This window comes from Isoptericola sp. Y581, from assembly GCF_059445475.1.
In genome coordinates this window covers 225,966-247,193 of record NZ_JCAIUK010000008.1, presented here as the reverse complement: position 1 = coordinate 247,193, position 21,228 = coordinate 225,966, and the positions used below count along the sequence as shown (strand labels likewise).

16 protein-coding genes are annotated in these 21,228 nt (G+C 74.9%); 7 read left to right on the top strand and 9 right to left on the bottom strand.

Translation table 11 applies throughout. The features are described 5' to 3' along the window. Nucleotides 1-11 precede the first annotated feature (11 nt). Entirely contained in the window at nt 12-1,253 is a 1,242-nt protein-coding gene (locus tag AC1C2W_RS16650; RefSeq protein ID WP_495413745.1) for a MalY/PatB family protein, read from the bottom strand. A gap of 107 nt (nt 1,254-1,360) precedes the next feature. Next, complete coding sequence (locus AC1C2W_RS16645) at nt 1,361-2,068, bottom strand: hypothetical protein (RefSeq protein ID WP_495390639.1); 708 nt, start codon at nt 2,066-2,068, stop codon at nt 1,361-1,363. Nucleotides 2,069-2,375: 307 nt separating this feature from the next. Between AC1C2W_RS16645 and AC1C2W_RS16640 the strand changes: the two genes are divergently transcribed. The 5 genes from AC1C2W_RS16640 (at nt 2,376) to AC1C2W_RS16620 (ending at nt 10,309) form a co-directional block, all read left to right on the top strand. Beyond that, the gene (locus tag AC1C2W_RS16640) at nt 2,376-2,678 is read left to right on the top strand and encodes a hypothetical protein (protein ID WP_495390638.1); all 303 of its coding nucleotides are present in this window, start codon (nt 2,376-2,378) and stop codon (nt 2,676-2,678) included. A 97-nt stretch (nt 2,679-2,775) separates the two neighbouring features. Next, a complete protein-coding gene (locus AC1C2W_RS16635) occupies nt 2,776-5,718 on the top strand; it encodes a helix-turn-helix transcriptional regulator (protein WP_495390637.1) in 2,943 nt (980 codons plus the stop codon). Between the two features lie 25 nt (nt 5,719-5,743). Then, nucleotides 5,744-8,143, top strand: coding sequence for a SpoIIE family protein phosphatase (locus tag AC1C2W_RS16630; protein ID WP_495390636.1), 2,400 nt, complete (start codon nt 5,744-5,746; stop codon nt 8,141-8,143). Nucleotides 8,144-8,219: 76 nt separating this feature from the next. Further along, nucleotides 8,220-9,278, top strand: a complete 1,059-nt coding sequence (locus AC1C2W_RS16625) for a sigma-70 family RNA polymerase sigma factor (RefSeq protein ID WP_495390635.1) — start codon at nt 8,220-8,222, stop codon at nt 9,276-9,278. Nucleotides 9,279-9,331: 53 nt separating this feature from the next. Further along, nucleotides 9,332-10,309: a 5'-3' exonuclease gene (locus AC1C2W_RS16620; protein WP_495390711.1), complete on the top strand. Its 978-nt coding sequence runs from the start codon at nt 9,332-9,334 to the stop codon at nt 10,307-10,309. Between the two features lie 24 nt (nt 10,310-10,333). Here AC1C2W_RS16620 and AC1C2W_RS16615 read toward each other — a convergent pair whose 3' ends face one another. The 5 genes from AC1C2W_RS16615 to AC1C2W_RS16595 all read right to left on the bottom strand — a co-directional run bounded on the left by AC1C2W_RS16615 (nt 10,334) and on the right by AC1C2W_RS16595 (nt 17,678). Then, a complete protein-coding gene (locus AC1C2W_RS16615) occupies nt 10,334-11,023 on the bottom strand; it encodes a VOC family protein (protein WP_495390634.1) in 690 nt (229 codons plus the stop codon). Nucleotides 11,024-11,044: 21 nt separating this feature from the next. Next, the gene (locus tag AC1C2W_RS16610; protein WP_495390633.1) at nt 11,045-12,262 is read right to left on the bottom strand and encodes a macrolide family glycosyltransferase; all 1,218 of its coding nucleotides are present in this window, start codon (nt 12,260-12,262) and stop codon (nt 11,045-11,047) included. A gap of 51 nt (nt 12,263-12,313) precedes the next feature. Next, complete coding sequence (locus AC1C2W_RS16605) at nt 12,314-14,983, bottom strand: phosphoenolpyruvate carboxylase (RefSeq protein ID WP_495413761.1); 2,670 nt, start codon at nt 14,981-14,983, stop codon at nt 12,314-12,316. A 160-nt stretch (nt 14,984-15,143) separates the two neighbouring features. After that, on the bottom strand, nt 15,144-16,823 hold the full coding sequence (locus tag AC1C2W_RS16600; RefSeq protein WP_495390632.1) for an acyl-CoA dehydrogenase family protein: 1,680 nt from the start codon (nt 16,821-16,823) through the stop codon (nt 15,144-15,146). A 27-nt stretch (nt 16,824-16,850) separates the two neighbouring features. Then, nucleotides 16,851-17,678 (bottom strand): hydroxymethylpyrimidine/phosphomethylpyrimidine kinase, encoded by an 828-nt coding sequence (locus tag AC1C2W_RS16595; protein ID WP_495413744.1) that lies wholly within the window; start codon nt 17,676-17,678, stop codon nt 16,851-16,853. Nucleotides 17,679-17,726: 48 nt separating this feature from the next. Here AC1C2W_RS16595 and AC1C2W_RS16590 point away from each other — a divergent pair, with 48 nt between their 5' ends. After that, a complete protein-coding gene (locus AC1C2W_RS16590; RefSeq protein ID WP_495390630.1) occupies nt 17,727-18,527 on the top strand; it encodes a deoxyribonuclease IV in 801 nt (266 codons plus the stop codon). 90 nt (nt 18,528-18,617) lie between these two features. Further along, entirely contained in the window at nt 18,618-19,064 is a 447-nt protein-coding gene (locus AC1C2W_RS16585) for a helix-turn-helix domain-containing protein (RefSeq protein ID WP_495390629.1), read from the top strand. A 226-nt stretch (nt 19,065-19,290) separates the two neighbouring features. Here AC1C2W_RS16585 and AC1C2W_RS16580 read toward each other — a convergent pair whose 3' ends face one another. Further along, the gene (locus AC1C2W_RS16580) at nt 19,291-19,950 is read right to left on the bottom strand and encodes a response regulator (RefSeq protein WP_495413743.1); all 660 of its coding nucleotides are present in this window, start codon (nt 19,948-19,950) and stop codon (nt 19,291-19,293) included. Then, nucleotides 19,947-21,203: a sensor histidine kinase gene (locus AC1C2W_RS16575; RefSeq protein ID WP_495413742.1), complete on the bottom strand. Its 1,257-nt coding sequence runs from the start codon at nt 21,201-21,203 to the stop codon at nt 19,947-19,949. The genes AC1C2W_RS16580 and AC1C2W_RS16575 overlap by 4 nt, the downstream gene beginning before the upstream one ends. Nucleotides 21,204-21,228: the final 25 nt, after the last annotated feature.

Sequence of the window (21,228 nt, the reverse complement as noted above, 5' to 3'; positions counted from 1 at the left end):
CCGGCGTCGGCTCAACCGGCGAGCGCGCGGCCCAACCGCTGCACGGCCTCGGTGAGGATCGCGGACGACGTGGCAAGGTTGAGCCGCAGCCACCCCGCGCCGCCGGCGCCGAAGTGCGTGCCGTCCTCGAGCGCGACGCGACCGTGTTCCAGCACGAAGCCGTGCGCGTCCGCGGCGGGCACGCCGCCGGGGAGGGCGGCACGCAGGTCCAGCCACGCGAGGTAGGTGGCGTCGGCGGGCTGCAGCCGCACCGCCGGGGCGTGCTCGGCGAGCAGCCGACCGACCAGCCCGTCGTGGTGGTGGACGGCGGCCAGCAGGGCGTCGAGCCACGGCTCGCCGTCGCGGTAGGCGGCCGCGTGGGCCAGCACGGCGAGATGGTTGACGGCGTGGCCGGCCTCCTCCGGGATGCGGCGCAGGTCGTCGCGGGCCTCGGGCCCCGCGAGGGCGACGGCCGCGCGCAGGCCGGCGAGGTGGAACGCCTTCGACGCCGACTGCACGACGATCGCCCGCTCGGATCCCGCCACCGACAGCAACGGCACGAACGCCGGCGCCCCGGCGGCGACCCGCTCGAACGTGAACGGCGCGTGGATCTCGTCCGCGACGACGCGCACGCCGTAGCGGTCCGCGAGCGCCAGAACGGACTCCAGCTCGGCCCGCGTGTGCGCCGTCCCCGTGGGGTTGTGCGGGTTGCAGAGCAGCAGCACGGCGCGCCGTCCGGACCCCGGCCCCGTGCCGTGCGCGGCCGCCCCCGTGGCGCGGGCGAACGCCTCCTCGAGGGTGACGAGGTCGAGCCGGAGGTCGGCCGATAGCGGCGCCTCCAGCACTCGGCGTCCCTCGTTCGACGGGAACCCGTAGAACGGCGGGTACACGGGCGGGGTGACGACGACGGCCTCGCCCGGCGCGGTGAGCACCCGCAGCACCTCGACGATCGCCCCCATGACGTCCGGCATCGTGCGGCTGCTCGCGACGTCCGGCGTCCACCCCCACCGGCGCTCCGCGAACGGCGCCAGCGCCTCCGCGTACGTGGTGCCGATGTCGTACCCCGTGTCGCCGATGGCGAGCGCGCGCTGCACCTCGGCCACCACACACGGCGCCACCGGCGTGTCCATCTCCGCCACGAACAGCGGCAGCACGTCCGGTGGGTACACGCGCCACTTCACGGACGTGCGGCGGCGCAGGTCGTCGAGGGTGAGCTGCTCCAGCGGGGAGTCGACGGCGGTGGCGGGCGGGGTGGCGGGCTCGTACGGGGTCACGGCTCCGGTCTACCAGAACCGAGCGCCGGTCGAGCCTGGCGAAACCCCGGTGGTTTCGACAGGCTCAACCGGCGTCGTGGTTTCGACAGGCTCGACCAACGTCGCGCTCAACCGGCGGCCGGGACGGTCCTCACCACGGTCGCCCACTGCTCCTCGGCGAGCGCCGGACGGTCCTCGTCCGTGTGCCCGGCCCAGCGACGTGCGTCCTCGATGGTCGCGCCGAGGAGGCCGCACAGGCGGTCGTCGACGTCGGGCACGAAGGCCTCGCTGATGCCCTGCACGGCGGTCGACACGACCGACGGCGCGGCGTCGCGCACGAAGCGCTTGGGCCGCACGCGCGTGCCCTCGCAGAACCGGTAGGCCCAGTCGGCCGTCTTGGGCGACGCCGCCAGGGCGTCGGCGCTCGCGGGGGCGAGGGTGCCGTCCGGCCGGCCGTCGAGCACGTCGAGCATGCGCTCGGCGCCGATGATCGCGACCGCCAGCGTCTGCTGCCGGTCCGCCGGGGCAACGGGCAGCGCGGTCTGCGCCGCACGCAGCGCGATCTGCACGTCCCAGCGGGGGTCGGCGCTGGTCAGCCCGATGACGGACGGGATGAGCGGTGCGAGCTGCGGGCGGTTCCCGTCGGACGTCAGGTCGTTCACCGCGCGCGCCAGCATCGCCAGGAGCGGGTGCGTGCACTGCGGATGGTCGCTCCACCGCTCCCCCGCCAGGAACGACGCCAGCTCCATGAAGCACGCGCCCTTCCTCGGATTGCGATGCTTGCCCCTCCCGAGCATCGGCAGCGCGTCGAACGCGCCAGCAACAGATCCAGCCACGAGTCCACCCCCGTATCGGTCCGGTCTCCCCAGTGTGCGACCACTGTGACCCACGTCGCAACGGATGGAGCGGTCGAAAGGTCACCACGCCCCGCCCGCCCGGGCGTGGAGAGCCACCTCAGACCGGCCTCCCCCAGGTCGGACCGCCGTCTGAGGTGCCCTCTGAGGTACCCGGGCCGGCGAAGACCGGTCGATTGCCCGATCCACCGCCGGGGGCCTCAGGACGAGTGTCGTCATCACGAGATCAGGTCAGCCGGCGGTGGCCGGCAGGAGAGGCCGGGAACGCCCGGCCGGCGAGGGGACCGAGATGGACCAGACGATGATGAGTGCGATCCAGGCGGAGCTGGAGTACCGGCGCGAGCGCAACGCGAAGGCGTACCAGCAGGGGAAGCCGGCACCGCTGGTGACGGCGGGCCGGTGGGGGGCACGCCTCGTGCACCGACTGCGGGCCGGCGAGGCCGTGCAGCGGTTCGGCACGACGATCGACGCCGTGGCGGCGCGGACCGACGCGGCGGCGTGGGAGCGCCAGGTGACGCGGCGGGCCGAGCAGATCTCCCACGGGCTCGACACGCTGCGCCCGCAGGACGGCGCCGGACGACGCGCCGCCTGACGTGGCGGTCGGGTCGGCGGCCGGCGCGCCGGTCGCGACGGGCGGGCAGGTCGGAAAACCTACGGCGGATGTGGGCGGGCGGTGGGACGATCACCTGGTGCGTCGTTCCAGCGAAGTTCCCCTGATCGCCCGCCAGGAGGAGGTCACCGCCTTCGGCCGTGCCCTCGAGCGCGCGGCGGAGGGCGAGCCCGGCGTGCTGCTGCTCGGCGGCGACGCGGGCGTCGGCAAGACGCGCCTCGTGACGCACCTGGCCGACGTCGCGCGCGACGCCGGCGCGCGCGTCGTCGTCGCGCACTGCGTGGACCTGGGCGACGTGGGCATCCCCTACCTGCCGTTCACGGAGGCCCTGGGCGAGCTGCGCGCCGTGCCCGGCGTGCGCGACGTGATCGCCGAGCGGCCCGCCCTCACCCGGCTGCTCGACCCTGCCAGCGGCTCGGGCACCGACCACGCGGAGCGCCTGCAGCTGCTGGACGGCATGGCCGGCAGCCTCGCCGCGGCGGGGCGCGCCGGTGCGCCGCTGGTGCTGGTGGTCGAGGACGTGCACTGGGCGGACGAGTCCACGCGCGACGTGCTGCGGTTCGTCGTGGCCCGGCTGCGGTCGGAGCACCTGCTGCTCGTGGTGACGTACCGCAGCGACGACGTGCACCGTCGGCATCCGCTGCGGCCCGTCCTCGCGGAGCTGCACCGGCAGCGCCCGGTGGAGCACGTGGAGCTGTCGCCGTTCACCGCCGACGAGCTGCGCGAGTTCACCACGGCGACCCGCGGCGAGCCGCTCGACGAGCGCGAGTTCGACGCGGTGCGCAGCCGGTCGGACGGCAACGCGTTCTTCGCGGAGGAGCTGCTCGACGCCGGGCAGTCCTCCATGGGCCTGCCCTGGTCGCTGGCCGACGTGCTGCACACCCGGCTGCAGCGGCTCGACCCCGCCGTGCAGCAGCTGGTGCGCCTGGCCGCCGTGGCCGGCCGCCAGGTGGACGAAGCGCTGCTGCGCGCCACCGCCCCGCGCCTGCCCGGCCTCGACGCGCCGGGCGCCGCCGAGCTCGCCCTGCGCGAGGCCGTGGCGCAGCAGGTGCTGGGCGTCGAGGGCCAGCACGTCGCGTTCCGGCACGCCCTCGTGGCCGAGGCGCTCGTGCTCGACCTGCTGCCCGGCGAGCGCACCGCCATGCACCGCGCCTACCTGGAGGCGCTGACGACGGACGTGGGCCTCGGCTCGGCGGCCAAGCGCGCCCACCACGCCCTGCAGGGCCACGACCTGACCGCCGCGCTCGTCGCCTCGCAGGAGGCGGCCCGCAGCGCGGCCGAGCTGCTCGCCCCCGCCGAGGAGCTGCGCCACCTCGAGCAGGTGCTCTCACTGTGGGAGATGGTGCCGGACGCCGAGGGGTTGCTCGGCGCCGACCGGGTGTCGGTGGTCCTCGAGACAGCGGCCGCCGCCAGCTCCGCCGGCCTGGCGCCGCGCGCGGAGCAGCTCGCCCGCCGGGCCGTCGAGACCCTCGACGACGACCCGGACCGTCAGGCGCGGCTGCGGCACGTGCTCGTGCGCTACGTGCTGGACCTGGAGGATCTCGCCGACGCGCTGCGGCAGTCGACGCTCGCGCTGGAGGTGCTGCTCCCGGGCTCGACGGACGCCGACCCGGTCCCGGAGGTCGAGGACGCCGACGCCACGCCCGATCTCGCGTGGACGCTCGCCGTGCACGCCCGCGTGCTGCTCAACGTGGACCGCGACGACGAGGCCGGCGACTTTGCCCGGGTGGCGGTCGACGTGGCGCGGCGGGCGGGCGCCCCGGACGCCGAGGCGGACACGCTGACGACCCTCGCCGTGCTGGAGGTCGGCTCCCCCGACTCCGCCGCGGACCTGCTCGGCCGCGCGTGCGAGCGGGCCGTCGTCGCCGGCGACCTGCGCACCGAGATGCGCTGCTGGTACAACCTGGCGGCCACCCACTTCTACGCGGGCCACCTCGAGCGCGCCGGCCAGGTGCTCGAGGCCGGGCTCGCGCGTGCCCGGTCGACGGGCGTCACCTGGGGCGCGTACGGGGTGCAGATGCTCGACCTCGCGCTGATCCAGCCGTATATCGTCGGCGACCTGAGCGACCACCCCACCCCCGAGGGCGCGCCCGCGCCGACGCTCGTGTTCCTCGACTCCGGGCGGCTGTACTCCGCGGCCGCACGCGACGGCGCCGCCGCCGTGGAGCGCGCCGAGGCGCTGCGGCCGGCGTGGCACGTGGACGGGCAGATCGCGCTCATCGCGGGCGGCACGCTCGCGGACGCCCTCACGTGGGCGGGCCGGTACGACGAGGCCGTGGCGACAGCCGAGGAGGTCGCCGCGCACCTCGGCGCCACCTGGTCGGAGTATTTCCTGGGCCGCATCTGGATCACCGCGCTCGCCCTCGCGGCGCTCGCCGAGAACGCCGAGAGCGGCCCGCACGACACCCAGGCCACGCAGGAGCTGCTCGACCGCGGCGACGGGCTCCTCGCCGTCGCGCAGGAGACGGCGCGGCGCGGGCGGCCGCGCGGCGGCAGCCTCGGGCCGGAGGGGCGGGCCTGGCTGCAGCGCGCGGAGGCGGAGCACTCCCGGCTGCGCGCCGCGCTCACCGACGAGCCCGCCGAGCCGGCCCTCTGGGAGGCCACGGTGCGCGAGTTCGACTTCGGCTACCGGTACGAGGTGGCACGGTCCCGCTTCCGGTGGGCCCAGGCGCTCCGGGCGGCCGGCGACGTCTCCGCCGCCGAGGTGGAGGCCGCGGAGGCGATGGGCGAGGCCCGAGCCATGGGTGCCGCGCCGCTGGCGGACGCGATCCACGCCTGGGGCCGGCGCGCGCGCGTGCCGCTGCCCGGCGCCCGGCGCACGTCGTCCGTCCTCACCGAGCGCGAGGAGGAGGTCCTGACCCTCGTCGCGCAGGGCCTGTCCAACCGGCAGATCGGCGAGCGGCTGTTCATCTCCACCAAAACGGTGAGCGTGCACGTGTCCAACCTGCTCGCCAAGCTCGGCGTCTCCGGGCGGGCGGAGGCGGTCGCCGTCGCGCACCGGCGCGGGCTGCTGAACGTCTGAACGGGCTGGGTCCATACTGGGCGACGTGTCGGAAGCCCCGGCTGGCGGCTCTCCGTCCGGCCCGCCGCCCAGTCCCGTGTCCGGCCACCGCGCCGACCACGTGGTCGCTCCCGCGGTCGGCCCGCTCCCGGGAGAGCCTGTCGCAGACGAGGTGTTCGACCGCATCGCGCGGCTCGTGCACCGCCACCTCGGCGTGTCCGCCGCGGCGATCGTCATGCTCACCGGCGACGGCGACTTGAAGCTGCTCCCGGGCGCCGTGGGCTTCCCGGAGCACACCCAGGCCCAGCGCCGGCTCCACCTGCCCAAGCCGCTGACGGCGATCGTCGCGCGCACCCGGGCCCCGCTGGTCGTGCGCGACGCCGACGACGACCCCCGCGTGGAGGGCCGGCACTCCATCGGCGACCTCGTGCTCGCGGCGTACGCCGGGTACCCGATCGAGGACGCCCGCGGGCACGTGGTCGGCGCCCTCTGGGCGGTGTCGTCCGAGCCCCGCATCTGGACCGAGACCGACCTCGCCACGCTCGCCGACCTGTCCGCCGCGGCATCCGGCGAGCTGCGCCTGCGTGCGGAGCGGGAACGTGCCCGCCTCGCGGAGCAGGTGGCGTTCCGCGCGCACCGCCGTTCGCGGTTCCTGCTGGGTCTGTCGGAGCGGTTCGCCCGCGTGACCACCCTGGACGAGGTCGAGGACGCCATCGCGCACGTCATCGGCACCGGCACCGGGGCGCGCTGGGTGTCGCTGGCGCTCGTCGACGCCGACCGGCGGCACCTGTCGTTCTTCACCGTGGGCCATCACCACCCCGGCGAGCCCGCGCTGCGCAGCACGCGGCTGGACGCGCCCCGGCCGGACACGCACGTGGTGCGCAGCCGCGCCCCGCTGCGCTTCCGCGACCACGCGGAGATGGCGGCGACCTACCCGGAGATGGGGCCGGTGGGGACCGTCTCCGAGGGCGCGCGGTCGTTCCTCCCGGTGATGTCGAACGGGATGGTCGTGGGCGTCATCGCCTGCGTGTGGGACCAGGCCCGCGACCACGACGCCGAGACGGCCGCGCTGGAGTCCACCATCAGCCGGTACGTGGCCCTTGCGCTCGAGCGGGTGGCGCTGCTGGAGGCCCGCCGCCGCGTCGCGACCACCCTGCAGGAGTCGATGCTGACCGCGCCACCGACGGTGGCGCACCTCGACATCGCCACCACCTACTCCCCCGCGGCCCGCACGGACCAGGTGGGGGGCGACTGGTACGACGCGGTGGCTCGCGAGGACGGCACGGCGATCGTCATGATCGGCGACGTCGCGGGCCACGACGTGCACGCCGCCGCGCAGATGGGCCAGCTGCGCTCCATGCTGCGCGCCCTGGCCTGGAGCCACGACGAGTCGCCGGCGGGCCTGCTGACCCGGCTCGACAAGGCGAACGCCCGGCTCGGCCCGCGCGCGATGGCGACCGCCGTCGTCGCCCGGCTCGACCGCGACCCGGCGCCCTGCCCGCAGGACGCTCTGGCGGGCGACGCGGCCGCCACACCGCCGGAGCGCGCCTACACGCTCACCTGGTCGGTGGCCGGCCACCCGCCGCCGATGGTGCTGCGCCGGGACGGGCAGGTGGAGCGTCTGTCGGACGTCCCCGACCTGCTGCTCGGCGTGGTCCCCACCACCCAGCGCACCGACCGCACCATCCGGCTGCTGCCCGGCGACACCCTCGTGCTCTACACGGACGGGCTGGTGGAGCGCCGGGGCGTCCCGAGCGACGACCGGCTGGCCGACCTGGAGAAGGTGCTCCGCGCCGCACACGGCGAGGCCACCTCCGCGGTGCCGCGTGCGCTGGTGCGCGGCCTGGTGGGCGACGCCCAGCGGGACGACGTCGCAGTGCTCGCCCTGCGCGTGCGCGTGCCGGCGCCGTCGGGCCCGCCGTCGTCCGCGGGCCCCGCGAAGGCGGAGCGCCGCGTCGCCGATGACGACCTGAGCGACCTGGGCCCGGCGCGGCGGTGGGTGGACGACATGCTCGAGTCGTGCGACGTCTCCGACGAGCAGCGCCGCACCGCGATGCTGCTCACCAGCGAGGTGCTGACCAACGCCCTCGAGCACGGCGAGAGACCCATCACCGCGACGGTGGAGGTGGACGGGCGGCGCCTGCGCGTGGGCGTGCGCGACGGCAGCACCGACGAGCCGGAGCTGCAGACGCCCCAGCCGCAGGATCTGTCGGGCCGCGGGGTGCTGTTCCTCGACCGGCTCGCGTCCCGCTGGGGCGTGCAGTGGCACGACGGCTCGGACGCCGTGGGGCGGCACTCGGGCGCGGTCGAGGGCAAGACGGTGTGGTTCGAGATCGACCGGGAGGCCCGGCCGCTCACCGGCACGGTGGCCCGCGTGCGCCCGCCCACCCCGGCCACGGGCGCCGTGCCCCTGGTCGAGCGCGTGCTCCGCGGCGACCGCGGCTGAGACCGCGCCGGAGCCGGTGTCGGAGCCCGGGGCACACCCCTCCCGAGCGTCGGTGGTCCGTCGTACCGTGTGAGGCGTGACACACGCCGCCCAGCGCCCCGCGCCGTCCCCCCCGACCCGCCCCGGGCCGGTGTCGGAGGCCGGCCGCCCGCCCGAGGACGTCGGCGCCCTGCTCGAGCAGTACCGCCGCGAGCTCACGGGCTACTGCTACCGCATGCTCGGCGGCGCGTTCGAGGCCGACGACGCCGTGCAGGAGACGCTGCTGCGCGCGTGGCGGTCGTACGACAAGTTCGAGGGTCGGTCGTCGCTGCGCTCCTGGCTGTACCGCATCGCGACCAACGTGTGCTTCGACCACCTCGGCTCCTCCAAGCGGCGCGAGCGCCCGATGGGTCTCGGCGGGCCGCAGCCCGCGGAGGAGCAGTACTTCGGCGACGTGCTCGCCGAGGACCGCTGGCTCGAGCCGGTGCCGGACGACGCCGTGCTGCCGCGCGAGGGCGACCCGGCGGACGTCGCGATCGGGCGGGAGTCGATCCGGCTCGCGTTCGTCGCCGCGCTGCAGCACCTGCCGGCTCGGCAGCGGGCGGTGCTGGTGCTGCGGGAGGTGCTGCGCTGGTCGGCCGCGGAGGTCGCCGCGCTGCTCGACACCACTGTGGCGTCCGTGAACAGCGCACTGCAGCGCGCCCGCGCCACGCTCGGCAGCAAGGGGCTGCGCCGGGAGGGCGGCGACGTCGATGCGGACGTCGCATCGTGGGACACCGTGGACCAGGAGCTGCTCGAGCGGTACCTGGACGCCTTCGAGCGCTACGACATGGAAGCCCTGGTCGCGCTGCTGCACGAGGACGCGGTGCTGAACATGCCCCCGTACACGATGTGGGTGCACGGCCGCTCCGAGGTGGTGCGGTGGATGACGGGGCCGGGCGCCGGGTGCCGCGGCTCGCGCTGCGTGCCGCTCCAGGCCAACGGCTCGATGGCGTACGGGCAGTACCGCAAGGACCCCGCCGGGGGCTGGTCGCCGTGGGGGCTGGCCGTGCTGGAGGACGACGGCTGCGGCCGCATCACCGGCATCACGACGTTCCTCGACACCGCCACCTGGTTCCCCCGGTTCGGGCTGCCGGGCCGCCTGCCGGCCCTCTGAGCGGCCCCCTGACCGGCGCCACCGGGCTGTGGCACGCTGACCCGGTGAGCCTCATGCTGCTGGACTCCGCGAGCCTGTACTTCCGCGCCTTCTTCGGCCTGCCCGACTCGTTGCGCTCCCCGGACGGCAAGCCCGTCAACGCGGTGCGCGGCCTGCTCGACATGGTCGCCTTCCTCGTCACGGAGCACCGGCCGGACCGCCTGGTCGCGTGCTGGGACGAGGACTGGCGCCCGGCGTTCCGGGTCGAGGCGATCCCGTCGTACAAGGCCCACCGCGTCGCGACGACGACGCCCGCCGGCAGCCCCGACGTCGAGGAGGTGCCCGACCTGCTGACGCCGCAGGTGCCGGTGATCGTCGACGTGCTGGCCGCCCTCGGCATCGCCCGCGCCGGCGCTCCCGGCTACGAGGCCGACGACGTCATCGGCACGCTCGTCACGCGCGAGGTGGCGCGGAGCGCGGCCAGCGTGCTGCCCGTGGCCGCGCCGGTCGGGATCGTCATGCCCGCGGCCGTCGACATCGTCACCGGCGACCGCGACCTGTTCCAGCTGGTCGACGACGCCGCCGGCGTGCGGGTGCTCTACCCGGCGCGCGGGGTGCGCGACCCCGACGTCGTCGACCAGGCGCGGCTCGCGGAGAAGTACGGGGTGCCGAGCGGCGCCGCCTACGCGGACATGGCGACCCTGCGCGGCGACCCGTCCGACGGCCTGCCCGGCGTGCCCGGCATCGGCGAGAAGACCGCGGCCAAGCTGCTCGAGACGTTCGGCGACCTGCGCGCGATCCGCGCCGCCGCCGAGTCCGGCGCCCCGGGCCTGACGCCGACGCAGCGGTCGAAGATCCTCGCCGCCGCCGACTACCTCGACGTGGCGCCCACCGTGGTCCAGGTCGCGCACGACGCCCCCGTCGCCGACGTCGACGACGCCCTGCCCGCCGCGCCCCGCGACCCGGAGGCGTTGGACGCGCTCGCCGAGCGCTGGGGCATCCGATCCAGCGTGAACCGCGTGCTCACCGCCCTCGCAGGTGCCGCTGGTTGAGCCGGCCCTTCCCACCCACAGCGGTCAGGGGCGGAAGACGCAGAACTCGTTGCCCTCGGGGTCGGCCATGACGGTCCAGGAGATCTCGTCGTCCTGCGGGCGCAGCACCTGGGCGCCGCGGGCGACGAGGTCGTCGACGGTGACGCCGTCGTCCAGCGTGACGTCCCAGTGCCAGCGGTTCTTGACCGTCTTCGGCTCGGGCACGGGGACGAAGTCGAACGACTCGAACGGCACGCCCGCACCCTCGTCGAGGTAGGCGTAGTCCGCGGCGTCGTCCTGGGTGAGCCTCCCGCCCAGCAGCTCGTGCCAGAACGCGGCGACCTTCCGGTAGTCGGCACAGTCGACGACGACGTCCTTGAGGCGGTACGACGGCGGCTCGTCGGTCGTGAAGACGCAGAACTCGCCGCCCTCGGGGTCGGCCAGCGTCGTGTAGTGGTACTGACCGGGCTCGGTCAGGCGCGGCTGGTCGGGAAACTCGTCGAGCGACCGAGCGCGCACGTCGAGGTGCGCGCGGTGCTTGACCGTCTTCGGCTCCGGCACGGTGTTCACCCAGATCGACCGCTCCGCGACCGGCTCGGGCCCGGGGTCGCGCAGCACGACGTCACCGTCGTCCAGCGGCTCGGCCCGCAGCCCCAACGCGCCGGCCCAGAACTCCCCCAGCGCGGCCGCGTCCGCGGCGTCGAGACAAAGGTCCTTGAAAGTCACCAGGCTCATGACCTGCAGCGTAGCCATATGTCAGCCCAGCGCGGACTCGACGAGGTCGGCGGCCCGCTGGGTGCCGCCCTCGGCCCGCGCGGCGGCCTGGAGCTCGGCGGAGCGGCGCGCGACGGCAGGGTCGGAGGTGAGCCCGAGCAGGGCCGCCCTCAGCTCCTCGGCGGTCGCGTCCTCGGAGCTCAGGCGGCGCGCGACGCCGAGCTCGGCCAGCCGGTCCGCGTTCATGAACTGGTCGACCGCCTGCGGCACGGCGATCATCGGGACGCCGGCCAGCAGCCCCTCGCTGCTGCCGCCCATCCCGGCGTGGGTGACAAAGGCGTCCGCCTGCTCCAGGATCGCGCGCTGCGGCACCCAGGCGTGCACCTCGACGTTCGCCGGGAGCTCGCCGAGCTCGGTCGGGTCCACGTACTTGCCGACCTGCAGCACGAGGTGCCAGCCGGGCAGGTCGCCGAACGCCGCGAGGCACCGGCGGTAGAACTCCGGCTGCCGCGTGTACGCGGAGCCGAGAGAGACCAGCAGCACCTTCTCGGCAGCGGCCGGCCGACTCCACCCCGCCACGTCGCTCCGGATGTCGAAGCACGGCCCGACGAACGTCACCACGTCGGTGTCGACCCGGTCGGCCTGCGGCTGCATCGCCCGCGGGATCATCGCCAGCACCGTGCCGGGCGCCCCCGGAAAGGCGTCGACGTCGGTGGTGGTGGCCCCGTTGGTCGCGAGCCAGCGCCCGAACTTCTCGCGGTACGCGTCGGCGCCCGGCAGCTGCCACAGCGGCGCCGCGACCTCCTCCGCGTAGCCGTCCCAGGCGACGAACGTCGGGGACAGCTGGACCACCGGCCTGCCCTGGGACTCGCCGAGCGCCCGCGCGGAGTACCCGCCGATGTCGTAGAGGTAGAGGTCCGCTGGGTCGTCGTCGTAGAAGGCGCGCAGCTGCGGCAGCACCTGGATCTGGTCGTCGAGGAACGTCTCCATCGCGCCGATCGCGTCCTCGGGCCAGTCGTTGTCGGTGACCGGCAGCGTGGACGTGACCGGCACCAGCTCCGCCCCCGTGGGTGCGATGAGGTCGGCCACCGGAGCGTCGTTCGCGTAGGTCACCCGGTGCCCGCGCGCGACGAGCTCGCGGACGATCTCCAGGCTCGGCAGGACGTGGCTGACAGCGGGCACGCCGACCATCGCGATATGGGCAGGGCGGCGGGGCATGCGATCACTCCAGGGGCGCGGCGGGACGGTGTCGTCCGCCATCGTGCCAGCGCCCCCGGCGCCGGGACCAGCGCTTTTGCCCGCCCCGGCCGATCAGCCCGTGTTCTGCAGGCCGGCGCTGACTCCGTTCACGGTGAGCAGCAGCAGGTGCTGCCAGCGGTCCTTGTACCCGCCGTCCACCCACTCGCCGTCGTCCACGGTGAGCCCCTCGCTGGCGCCCTTGCTGCGCAGCGCGCGCAGCGCCCGCACCTGCAGCAGCGACAGGGCGTCGACGTACGGCGAGCGCAGCTGCACCGCGCGGCCGAGGACGCGACGGTTCTGCAGCGGCCACTCGTTGCCCGTGACGCGAAGCACCCAGGTCCGGGTGAGCTGCAGCTCCTCGAGCACGAGCCGCGCGAGGTCGTCGCGGTCGCCGAGCGCCAGGTACTGGGCGGCGATGTCCTCCTGCGTCTTCGCGACGCCCATCTCGACGGTGTCGAGCAGCGTCGTGAACAGCGGCCAGTCGCGGTAGGCGGCCCGCAGCTCGTCGAGCCCCCCGGGCTCCTCGGCCCGCGAGCTCAGGGCCGTGCCGAGCCCGAACCAGCCGGCGAGGTTGATCCGCGCCTGCGACCAGGAGAACACCCAGGGGATGGCGCGCAGGTCGTCGAGCGAGTTGACGGACAGGCCGCGCTTGGCCGGGCGGGAGCCGATCGGCAGCAGGCCGACCTCCTCCAGCGGCGTCACCTGGGCGAACCACTGCGGGAAGCCCTCGGACTGCACCAGGCCGTGGAACCGGGCGCGGGACGACACGTCCAGCGCGGCGGCGAGCGGCGCGAACCGCTGCGTGGCCTCGGCGTTGCGCTCCTCCACCGACGGCGCGGAGGCGAGCAGCGTCGCCGCGGCGACCTGCTCGATGTGCCGGGCGGCGATCGTCGGGTCGCCGTAGCGGGCGAGGATGACCTCGCCCTGCTCGGTGAGCTTGAAGCGCCCGTCCACCGAGTGCGGCGGCTGCGCGAGGACGGCGCGGTTGGCCGGGCCGCCGCCACGGCCGAGCGACCCGCCGCGGCCGTGGAACTGGGTGAGGGTGATGTCGTGGCGCTGCGCCCACTCCGCGATGCGTGACTGGGCCGAGTGCAGCACGAGGGTCGCGGCGACCGGGCCGACGTCCTTCGACGAGTCGGAGTAGCCGAGCATGACCTCGACGCGGCGACCGTTCTCCGCGAGGCGGCGCTGAACCTGCGGGAACTCCAGCATCGCCTCGAGGATGTCGACCGAGTTCTCCAGGTCGTCGAAGGTCTCGAACAGCGGGACGGCGTCGATGACGGGCAGGTCGTCGGTCCCCTCGAAGGCGAGCTCGGCCAGCCGGTAGACGGCGGCCATGTGCTCGGGCGCCTGCGTGAACGACACGATGTAGCGGCGCGCGGCGCGGATGCCGAACCGCTTCTGCACCGCCCCGAGGGCGCGGTAGGTGTCGAGCACCTCGCGGGTCCCGTCGGACAGCTCGCCGTGGATCCCCTTCTCGTCGATCTCGGCGAGGGCGGCGGCGTGCACCTGCGAGTGCTGGCGCACCTCGAGCTCGGCGAGGTGGAAGCCGAAGGTCTGCACCTGCCACACGAGCTTCTGCAGGTCGCCGAACGCCGCGCGGGGTGCGCCGGCGGCGACGAGCGAGGCCTGCACGACCTCCAGGTCGGCGACAAGCTCCTCCGGCTCCCGGTAGGCGAGGTCGGCATCGCGGCGGCGGGTCGCGGCCACGCGCCCCGCGATCGCGAGCACCGCGGCACGGTGCGGCTCGTTGGGCGAGTCCGCGGACGCCTGGGTGACCAGCTCGTCCGAGAGCTGGCGCATCCGCTGCCACAGGGCCTTGAGGTCGGACGACGCCGGAGTGCCCGCCTCGTCGAGCGTGAGCTTGCGGCCCGTCTCGCGCGCCGCGGTCTCCAGGGCGCTGAGCGCGTGCTCGGCGGCGAGGGTCGCGGCCTGCCGGGTCACCTCCGCGGTGACGTTCGGGTTGCCGTCGCGGTCGCCCCCGATCCAGGAGCCGAGGAAGACGAACGGCCGCGCGACGGGCGGCACGCTCCCGGCCTCACCGTCCAGGAGCCAGTCGTCGAGGCGGCGGTACACCTCGGGGAAGGTGCCGAAGAGGGTGGCGTCGAAGACGCCCATCGCTGTCTTGACCTCGTCGATGACCGACGGCTTGCGGGCGCGGATCGGCGACGTGCGCCACATGGTGTCGATCTCGGCGAGGAGGCGGCGCTCGTTCTCCGCGAGGGTGGTGCCGCCGGGGCGCATGACGTCCCGGTCGGCGAGCAGCGCGGAGATGCGTCGCACCGCGCCGGACACGGCGCGGCGACGCGCCTCCGTGGGGTGCGCGGTCAGCACGGGCCGGAACTCGAGCTCGCCGAGGCGGCGCAGGGCCTCGTCCCGCCCGACCTCCTCGGCCAGCAGGGTGAACGCCTGCGGCAGCGAGTCGTCGACGGCGCCCGGCGTCGTGGAGGCCTCTCGCTGCCGCAGCACGCGGACGCGGTGGTACTCCTCGGCAAGGTTCGCCAGGTGGAAGTAGCACGTGAAGGCCCGCGCCACCTGCTCCGCGCGCTCCAGCGGGAAGCCCGCGACGACCTCGGCGGCCTCGGCCAGCGCCGCACCCCCGTCGTCGGCCCCGTAGGCGCGGATGGTTAGCTCGCGGAGCCGCTCGACGTCGTCCAGCAGGTCCTGCCCGCCGGCCTCGCGCAGGACCGTGCCGAGCAGGCTGCCGAGCAGGCGGATGTCCTCGCGCAGGAGGTCGGGCATCTCGTGGCGCGCGACCACGCGTTCGATCGAGCCGGTGGATCCCAGGTTCTCGCTCACGGGACTAGAGGGTATGCCGTCGCGGCGCCGGGCGGTCGTCGCGTCCGGCAGGTGACCCTGCGACGGGGCCGCGCATTGCCCTGACGCCCTGTCGGGCCGGGGCTCAGGCGTCGGCGGCGTGCCGGGCCAGGATCGCCGCGGCGTCGGTGCCGCGCGGGAGCACCCCGTAGCCGTGCCCGCGGCCGTCGCCGAGCCGAGCCGCGACGAACGCTTCGGCTGAAGCCGTCGGCGCGTGCCGCACCATGAGCGACGCCTGCAGCCCCACGGCCAGCGCCTCGACGACGCGGCGGGCGGACGCCTGCCGCTCGTGCTCGTCGGCCGTGCCGAGCAGGGTCAGGAGGCCGCGCGTGCGGACGACGTGCCTGTCGAGGTCCGGGTGGGCGCCGGCCGCGAGCGCGATCTCGGCGTCCACGGCGGCGAGGGACGCGGGCTCGCGCGTCATCGTGCGCAGCACGTCGAGGGCGATGACGTTGCCCGAGCCCTCCCAGATCGCCATCACCGGCTGCTCCCGGTAGCGCCGGGCGAGGGGAAACGCCTCGGTGTACCCGTTGCCGCCGAGGCACTCCATCGCCTCGTAGGCGTGCTGCGGCCCGCGCTTGCACACCCAGTACTTCGCGACGGCGGTGGCCAGCCGGCGGAACACCCGCTCACCGCCGTCGTCCTCGGCGTCGTGCGCGGCCGCGAGCCGCATCGACGTGAGCGTCGCGGCCTCGGACTCCAGCGCGAGGTCGGCGAGCACCGTCGTCATCGCCGGCTGGTCCACGAGGCGCGCGCCGAACGCCGCCCGGTGCCGCGCCTGCCACAGCGCCTCGGCCACGCCCTGGCGCATCCCCGCGGCGCTCCCGTGCACGCAGTCGAGGCGCGTGCGCTGCACCATCTCGATGATGGTGCGCACCCCGCGCCCCGGTTCACCCACCAGGTGCCCGACGGTGCGGTCCAGCTCGATCTCGCCCGACGCGTTGGAGCGGTTGCCCAGCTTGTCCTTGAGCCGCTGGATACGGAACGTGTTGCGCGTGCCGTCCTCGAGCACCCGCGGCACGAGGAAGCACGAGAGGCCCGCGTCCGCCTGCGCGAGCACCAGGAACGCGTCCGACATCGGGGCCGAGCAGAACCACTTGTGCCCGGTGAGCAGGTGGTCGCCGTCGGCGCCGCCCGCCGGCACGGCGCGGGTGGTGTTGGCCCGCACGTCGCTGCCGCCCTGCTTCTCCGTCATCGCCATGCCGACGAGCGCGCCGGGCTTGGTGCCGGGCGCCGCGAGCGCGCCGTCGTAGCCCGTGGCCAGCAGCCGTGGCTCCCACCGCCCGGCCAGCACGGGCGCGTGCCGCAGGCTGGGGACGGCGGCGTGCGTCATCGAGACGGGGCAGGCGTGGCCGGGCTCCACCTGCGCGAACAGGGAGAACATCGCGCCGCGCACGACGTTCGCGCCCGGCCGCGGGTCGGCCCAGGCGCTCGTGTGCGCGCCGCGGCCGACGGCGGCCGCGATCACCTCGTGGTACGCCGGGTGGTACTCGACCTCGTCGACGCGGCGGCCGCGTCGGTCGTGGGTGCGCAGCACCGGCTCGTGCGTGTTGGCGAGCTCCGCGGCCCGCTGGAACGCGGCGCCCCCGACCATCTCGCCGACCTCCGCCAGCCGTTCCTCGCCCCAGCCGCCGCCGAAGGCGTGCACGGCGGCGCGCAGCACCGGGAAGTCGAGGTACTCGTTGACGCCTACCCGCTCCGGCGGCTGGTTGGTCACGTCGTGCGTGCGGTGCTCGCCCGGTGCCACGTCCTCGTCGACGGTCACAAGCCGGCTCCTTCCCTCGGACCGCCGTCAGGAGGCGGTGTACGCCCCTTGCCATACGGTGTCGAACGGGGTGCGGGCGGCGACGCGTGCCACGATCCCCTGCGTCACCATGTCCTTCGCGATCCGGACGGCGTCGTGAATGTCGGTGCCCTTGGCGAGCTCGGCCGTGATCGCGGCGGCGAACGTGCACCCGGCGCCCGACACGCGCTCCTCGCCCACCTTGGGCGCGGCGTAGACGGTGACGCTCTCGCCATCGAACAGCACGTCGACCGCATCCGGGCCGGGCAGCTCCACGCCGCCCTTGGCGACGACGTAGCGCAGGCCGTGACCGTCGCCCAGCCGGGCGTGGATGCGGCGGGCGGCCTCGGTGAGCTCCTCCACCGACGTGATGTCGTCCATACCCGCGAGCGTCTTCGCCTCGAAGAGATTCGGGGTGATCACCGTCGCGAGCGGCAGCATGCGCTCGCGCAGCGCGGTGTCCGTGTCGAGCGCGGCGCCCGGCTCCTGGCCCTTGCAGATCAGCACGGGATCGAGGACGACGTGCCGCCACGGCTGCGTCTCGAGCGAGCGCGCCACGACGTCGATCGTCGCGGGGGTGCCGAGCATGCCGACCTTGACCACGTCGAGCGCGTGGGACGAGGTCGCGGCCTCGAACTGGTCGGCGATGACCTGTGGGTCGACGGGGACGAACCGGTGGCCCCAGCTGTGCTTGGGGTCGAACGAGACGATGCAGGTCAGCGTGCCGACGCCGTAGGCGCCGAGCTCCTGGAAGGTCTTGAGGTCGGCCTGGATGCCGGCCCCTCCGGTGGCCTCGGACCCGGCGATGACGTACGCGAGCGGCGGCGTGGTGCTCATGGGGCCACAGCCTACGACGCTGTCGCCGGCGGTCCGTAGGGTGGGCACATGAGCGTGAAGATCGGGGCCCACGTCGACCGGACCGACGCCGTCGCGCAGGCGAAGGAGATCGGCGCGGAGGTGGTGCAGGTGTTCCTCTCCGACCCGCAGGCGTGGAAGGTCGCGCCGTTCGACGACACCTTCCATCCGGGCGGCGCGGAGGCGTTCCGCGAGGAGACGACGGCGGCGGGACTCGACGTGTTCGTGCACGCCCCGTACGTGATCAACGTGGCGTCCACCAACAACCGCATCCGCATCCCGAGCCGCAAGCTGCTGCAGCAGATCATGACCGGGGCCGAGGCGATCGGGGCCAAGGGCGTGGTGGTGCACGGCGGCCACGTCACGGGCAAGGACGACCCCGCCGTGGGCTTCGACAACTGGCGCAAGGCGATCGACTCGCTGGAGACCGACGTGCCGGTGCTCATCGAGAACACGGCCGGTGGCGACTTCTCATTGGCCCGGCGGCTCGACCGCATCGAGCAGCTCTGGGGGGCAGTGATGCAGGCGAACGGCGCCGAGAACGTCGGCTTCACCCTCGACACCTGCCACGCCTGGGCCGGCGGCATCGACCTGGCGACCGCGGCCGACGACATCCTCGCGATCACCGGCCGCATCGACCTCGTGCACGCCAACGACTCCCGCGACACCGCCGGGTCGGGTGCCGACCGGCACGCGCACTTCGGCGACGGGAACATCCCGCCCGAGCTGCTGGTCGGCGTGATCGCCGCCGCCGGCGCACCCGTCGTCTGCGAGACGCACGGCGACATGGGCCCGGACATCGCCTGGCTGCGGGAGCGCCTCGCCGCCTGACCCGGTCTCGACAGGCTCGACAGGCTCGACCGGCGGAGAGCCTGTGGATGACGACCGTGTGCCGCCCGCCCACCAGGGCAGGCTGGCGCGGTGCCCGATGACACCCCTGATGACACGGCTGACGACGCCCCTGCGCGGCCCGACTACGCCGCCATCCTCGGCGTGCGGCGTTCCACCGGCCCGCTGAACCCCCACCTCGTCCCCGGCGCCGACCCCGATCTGGACGCGGACCTCGACGACGCCGAGGGCGGCCCCGGCGCGCGTCGTCCCCGCCGTCGACGGGCACCCCGGCTTGCCACCGACGGCCTGGCCGAGGTGGCTGCGGGTGCCGTACGCCTGGAGAGCGCGCGGCGCGGCTTCGCCCAGCAGGACCTCGCCATGGCCCTGGGGATGTCACGGAGCGCCGTGTCCGCCCGGTACACGGGGCAGGTCGCGTGGACTCTGGACGAGATCGGCCGGCTCGCCATGCTCTACGGCTGCCGTGTCGTAGATCTGCTCACGGAAGCCCCGAACGCTCGCGGCCGCACCACCTGGTGAGCATGGGCGCGGGCAGCGCCGCGCCCACGTCGCCGCACCGCTCGGAAGCCCTTGTCGTTTTCCGCTCTGTTCGCCCGGCAGGAGATCCGACCGGCAGCCTGGCGGAAATCCTGCACGGCAAGAGATTCCCGCGACGGCGGAGCCGTGACCCCTCCGCAGGAGACACTCCCGCCCTGCCGACAGGGCGAGAAATGCACATGCCCGCGCGGCGGCGAGCGGCGCCGGCTCAGCCGGCGAGGCCGGCGTCGTGCACCGTGATCGCAGCCTGCACGCGGTTGGCGGCGTCGAGCTTGGTGAGGATGCGCGAGACGTGGGTCTTCACGGTGGGCACGCTCATGTAGAGCTCGGTGGCGATGTCGGCGTTGGACAGGCCACGCGCGATGGCGAGGGCGACGTCGCGCTCCCGGTCCGTCAGGGCCTCGACCCGCGCGGCGGCGGCCCGACGCCCGTCGGGCGCGGACCTCACGGTGACCGCCGCGATGAGCTGCTCCGCGACGCGGGGCGACAGCGTGGGCTCCCCGGCCGCCGCGGCACGGACGGCCGCGACGAGGCGCACGGGCGGGGTGTCCTTGAGCAGGAAGCCCGCGGCCCCGGCCCGGAGCGCCTCGACGATCATGTCGTCGGTGTCGAACGTGGTGAGCACGATGACGCGGACGGCGGACGCGGCGACCAGGCGGCGGGTGGCCTCGATCCCGTCGAGGCGCGGCATCCGGATGTCCATGAGGACGACGTCGGGCCGCTCGCGCGCCACCACGTCCAGCGCCTCCAGCCCGTCGGCCGCGGACGCCACGACCTCCAGTTCCGGGTCGCCGCCCAGGATCAGGCTCAGCCCCGACCGCACCAGGGCGTCGTCGTCGACCAGCACCACCCGCGTCTTCTCGCTCACGGCGCCCACGGTAGCCACGCCTCCAGCACGAACGCGGCGCCGCGCCCGTCCGCGCCGTCGCCCGTCCTCCCGAACGACAGGCGGCCCCCGACCAGCTCGGCGCGCTCGGTCAGGCCCACCAGACCGAGCCCCGACGGCGGCGCGGCCGGCGCGTCCTTCGCCGGCCCCACGGTGCTCACCGGGTTACGCACGGTCACCGTCAGCCCCTCACCCGGGGCTCCCGCGACGGTGACCGCCACCGGCGCCCACGGGGCGTGCTTGCGCGCGTTCGTCAGGCCCTCCTGCACGATGCGGTACGCGTGGCGGCTCGCGGCATCTCCCAGCCCGTCCAGCCGCTCGACGCGCCGGTCGAGCCGCACCTCGACGCCGCTGGCGCGCGCCTCGGCCAGCAGCTCATCGAGGTCGGCCAAGGAGGGCTGCGGCGGCTCGGGCGCCCGCCCGGCCCCGGTCGAGCCCGTCGAGACCTCCGCGGGATCGACCCCGGTCTCGCGCAGGACGCCGAGCACCTCGCGCAGCTCGACCAGGGCGGTGTGCGCGTTGCTCTGCACCACGGTGGCCGTCTCCGCGACCTGCTCCCGCGGCAGGTCCGTCCGGTAGGCCAGGGCGCCCGCGTGCATCGCGACCAGCGACATGCGGTGCGCCAGCACGTCGTGCATCTCCCGGGCGATCCGCGCCCGCTCGGTGGCCCGCGCCTGCGCCACCCGGCTCGCCTGCTCGCGCTCCGCCGTCTCGGCGCGCTCCCGCAGCGACGCCAGGTGCTCGCGGCGCAGCCCGATGTACGCGCCGATCCACACCATGAGCGCGTACGAGAGCGAGCTGGCGATCACCTCGAACAAGGGGCCGCTGCCGTCGGTCGGCGGATGGACGCGCGAGTAGAGGGTCCCCGACAGGCAGAAGACGACGCCCACACCGACGAGCGCCCACCATCGGCGCGTCGTCGCCAGGGAGATGACGGCGATCGCCGAGGCCCCGGTGACCGAGACCGACACGGCGTTCGCAGCGGCGAGCAGGAGCGCGATGGTCAGCGGCGCCCGCCGGCGCAGCAGGAGCAGCGGCAGCCCAAGCACCCCCACGAGGACGTCCACACCCCACAGGTCCGACGGGAACTCCCGCCGCCCGCTGTCGTACTCCCACGCGACCGCGACGAAGCCGACGAACCCCGCGAACGCCGCCAGAAGCACGCGCCACACCTCGCCCCACACCCGGGCGGGCCGCGTCCGGGAGGGGGCGCGAGCGACGTCGGGAGCGGACATGCCCCGAGACTAGGCAGCCGCGGGT

Bases quoted from the DNA above. Each gene is read 5' to 3' on its own strand.
- AC1C2W_RS16615 (WP_495390634.1), bottom strand. From the start codon at position 11,023: ATGAGCCTGGTGACTTTCAAGGACCTTTGTCTCGACGCCGCGGACGCG.
- AC1C2W_RS16640 (WP_495390638.1), top strand. From the start codon at position 2,376: ATGGACCAGACGATGATGAGTGCGATCCAGGCGGAGCTGGAGTACCGG.
- AC1C2W_RS16575 (WP_495413742.1), bottom strand. From the start codon at position 21,203: ATGTCCGCTCCCGACGTCGCTCGCGCCCCCTCCCGGACGCGGCCCGCC.
- AC1C2W_RS16620 (WP_495390711.1), top strand. From the start codon at position 9,332: ATGCTGCTGGACTCCGCGAGCCTGTACTTCCGCGCCTTCTTCGGCCTG.
- AC1C2W_RS16590 (WP_495390630.1), top strand. From the start codon at position 17,727: ATGAGCGTGAAGATCGGGGCCCACGTCGACCGGACCGACGCCGTCGCG.
- AC1C2W_RS16610 (WP_495390633.1), bottom strand. From the start codon at position 12,262: ATGGCGGACGACACCGTCCCGCCGCGCCCCTGGAGTGATCGCATGCCC.
- AC1C2W_RS16595 (WP_495413744.1), bottom strand. From the start codon at position 17,678: ATGAGCACCACGCCGCCGCTCGCGTACGTCATCGCCGGGTCCGAGGCC.
- AC1C2W_RS16605 (WP_495413761.1), bottom strand. From the start codon at position 14,983: ATGCCCGACCTCCTGCGCGAGGACATCCGCCTGCTCGGCAGCCTGCTC.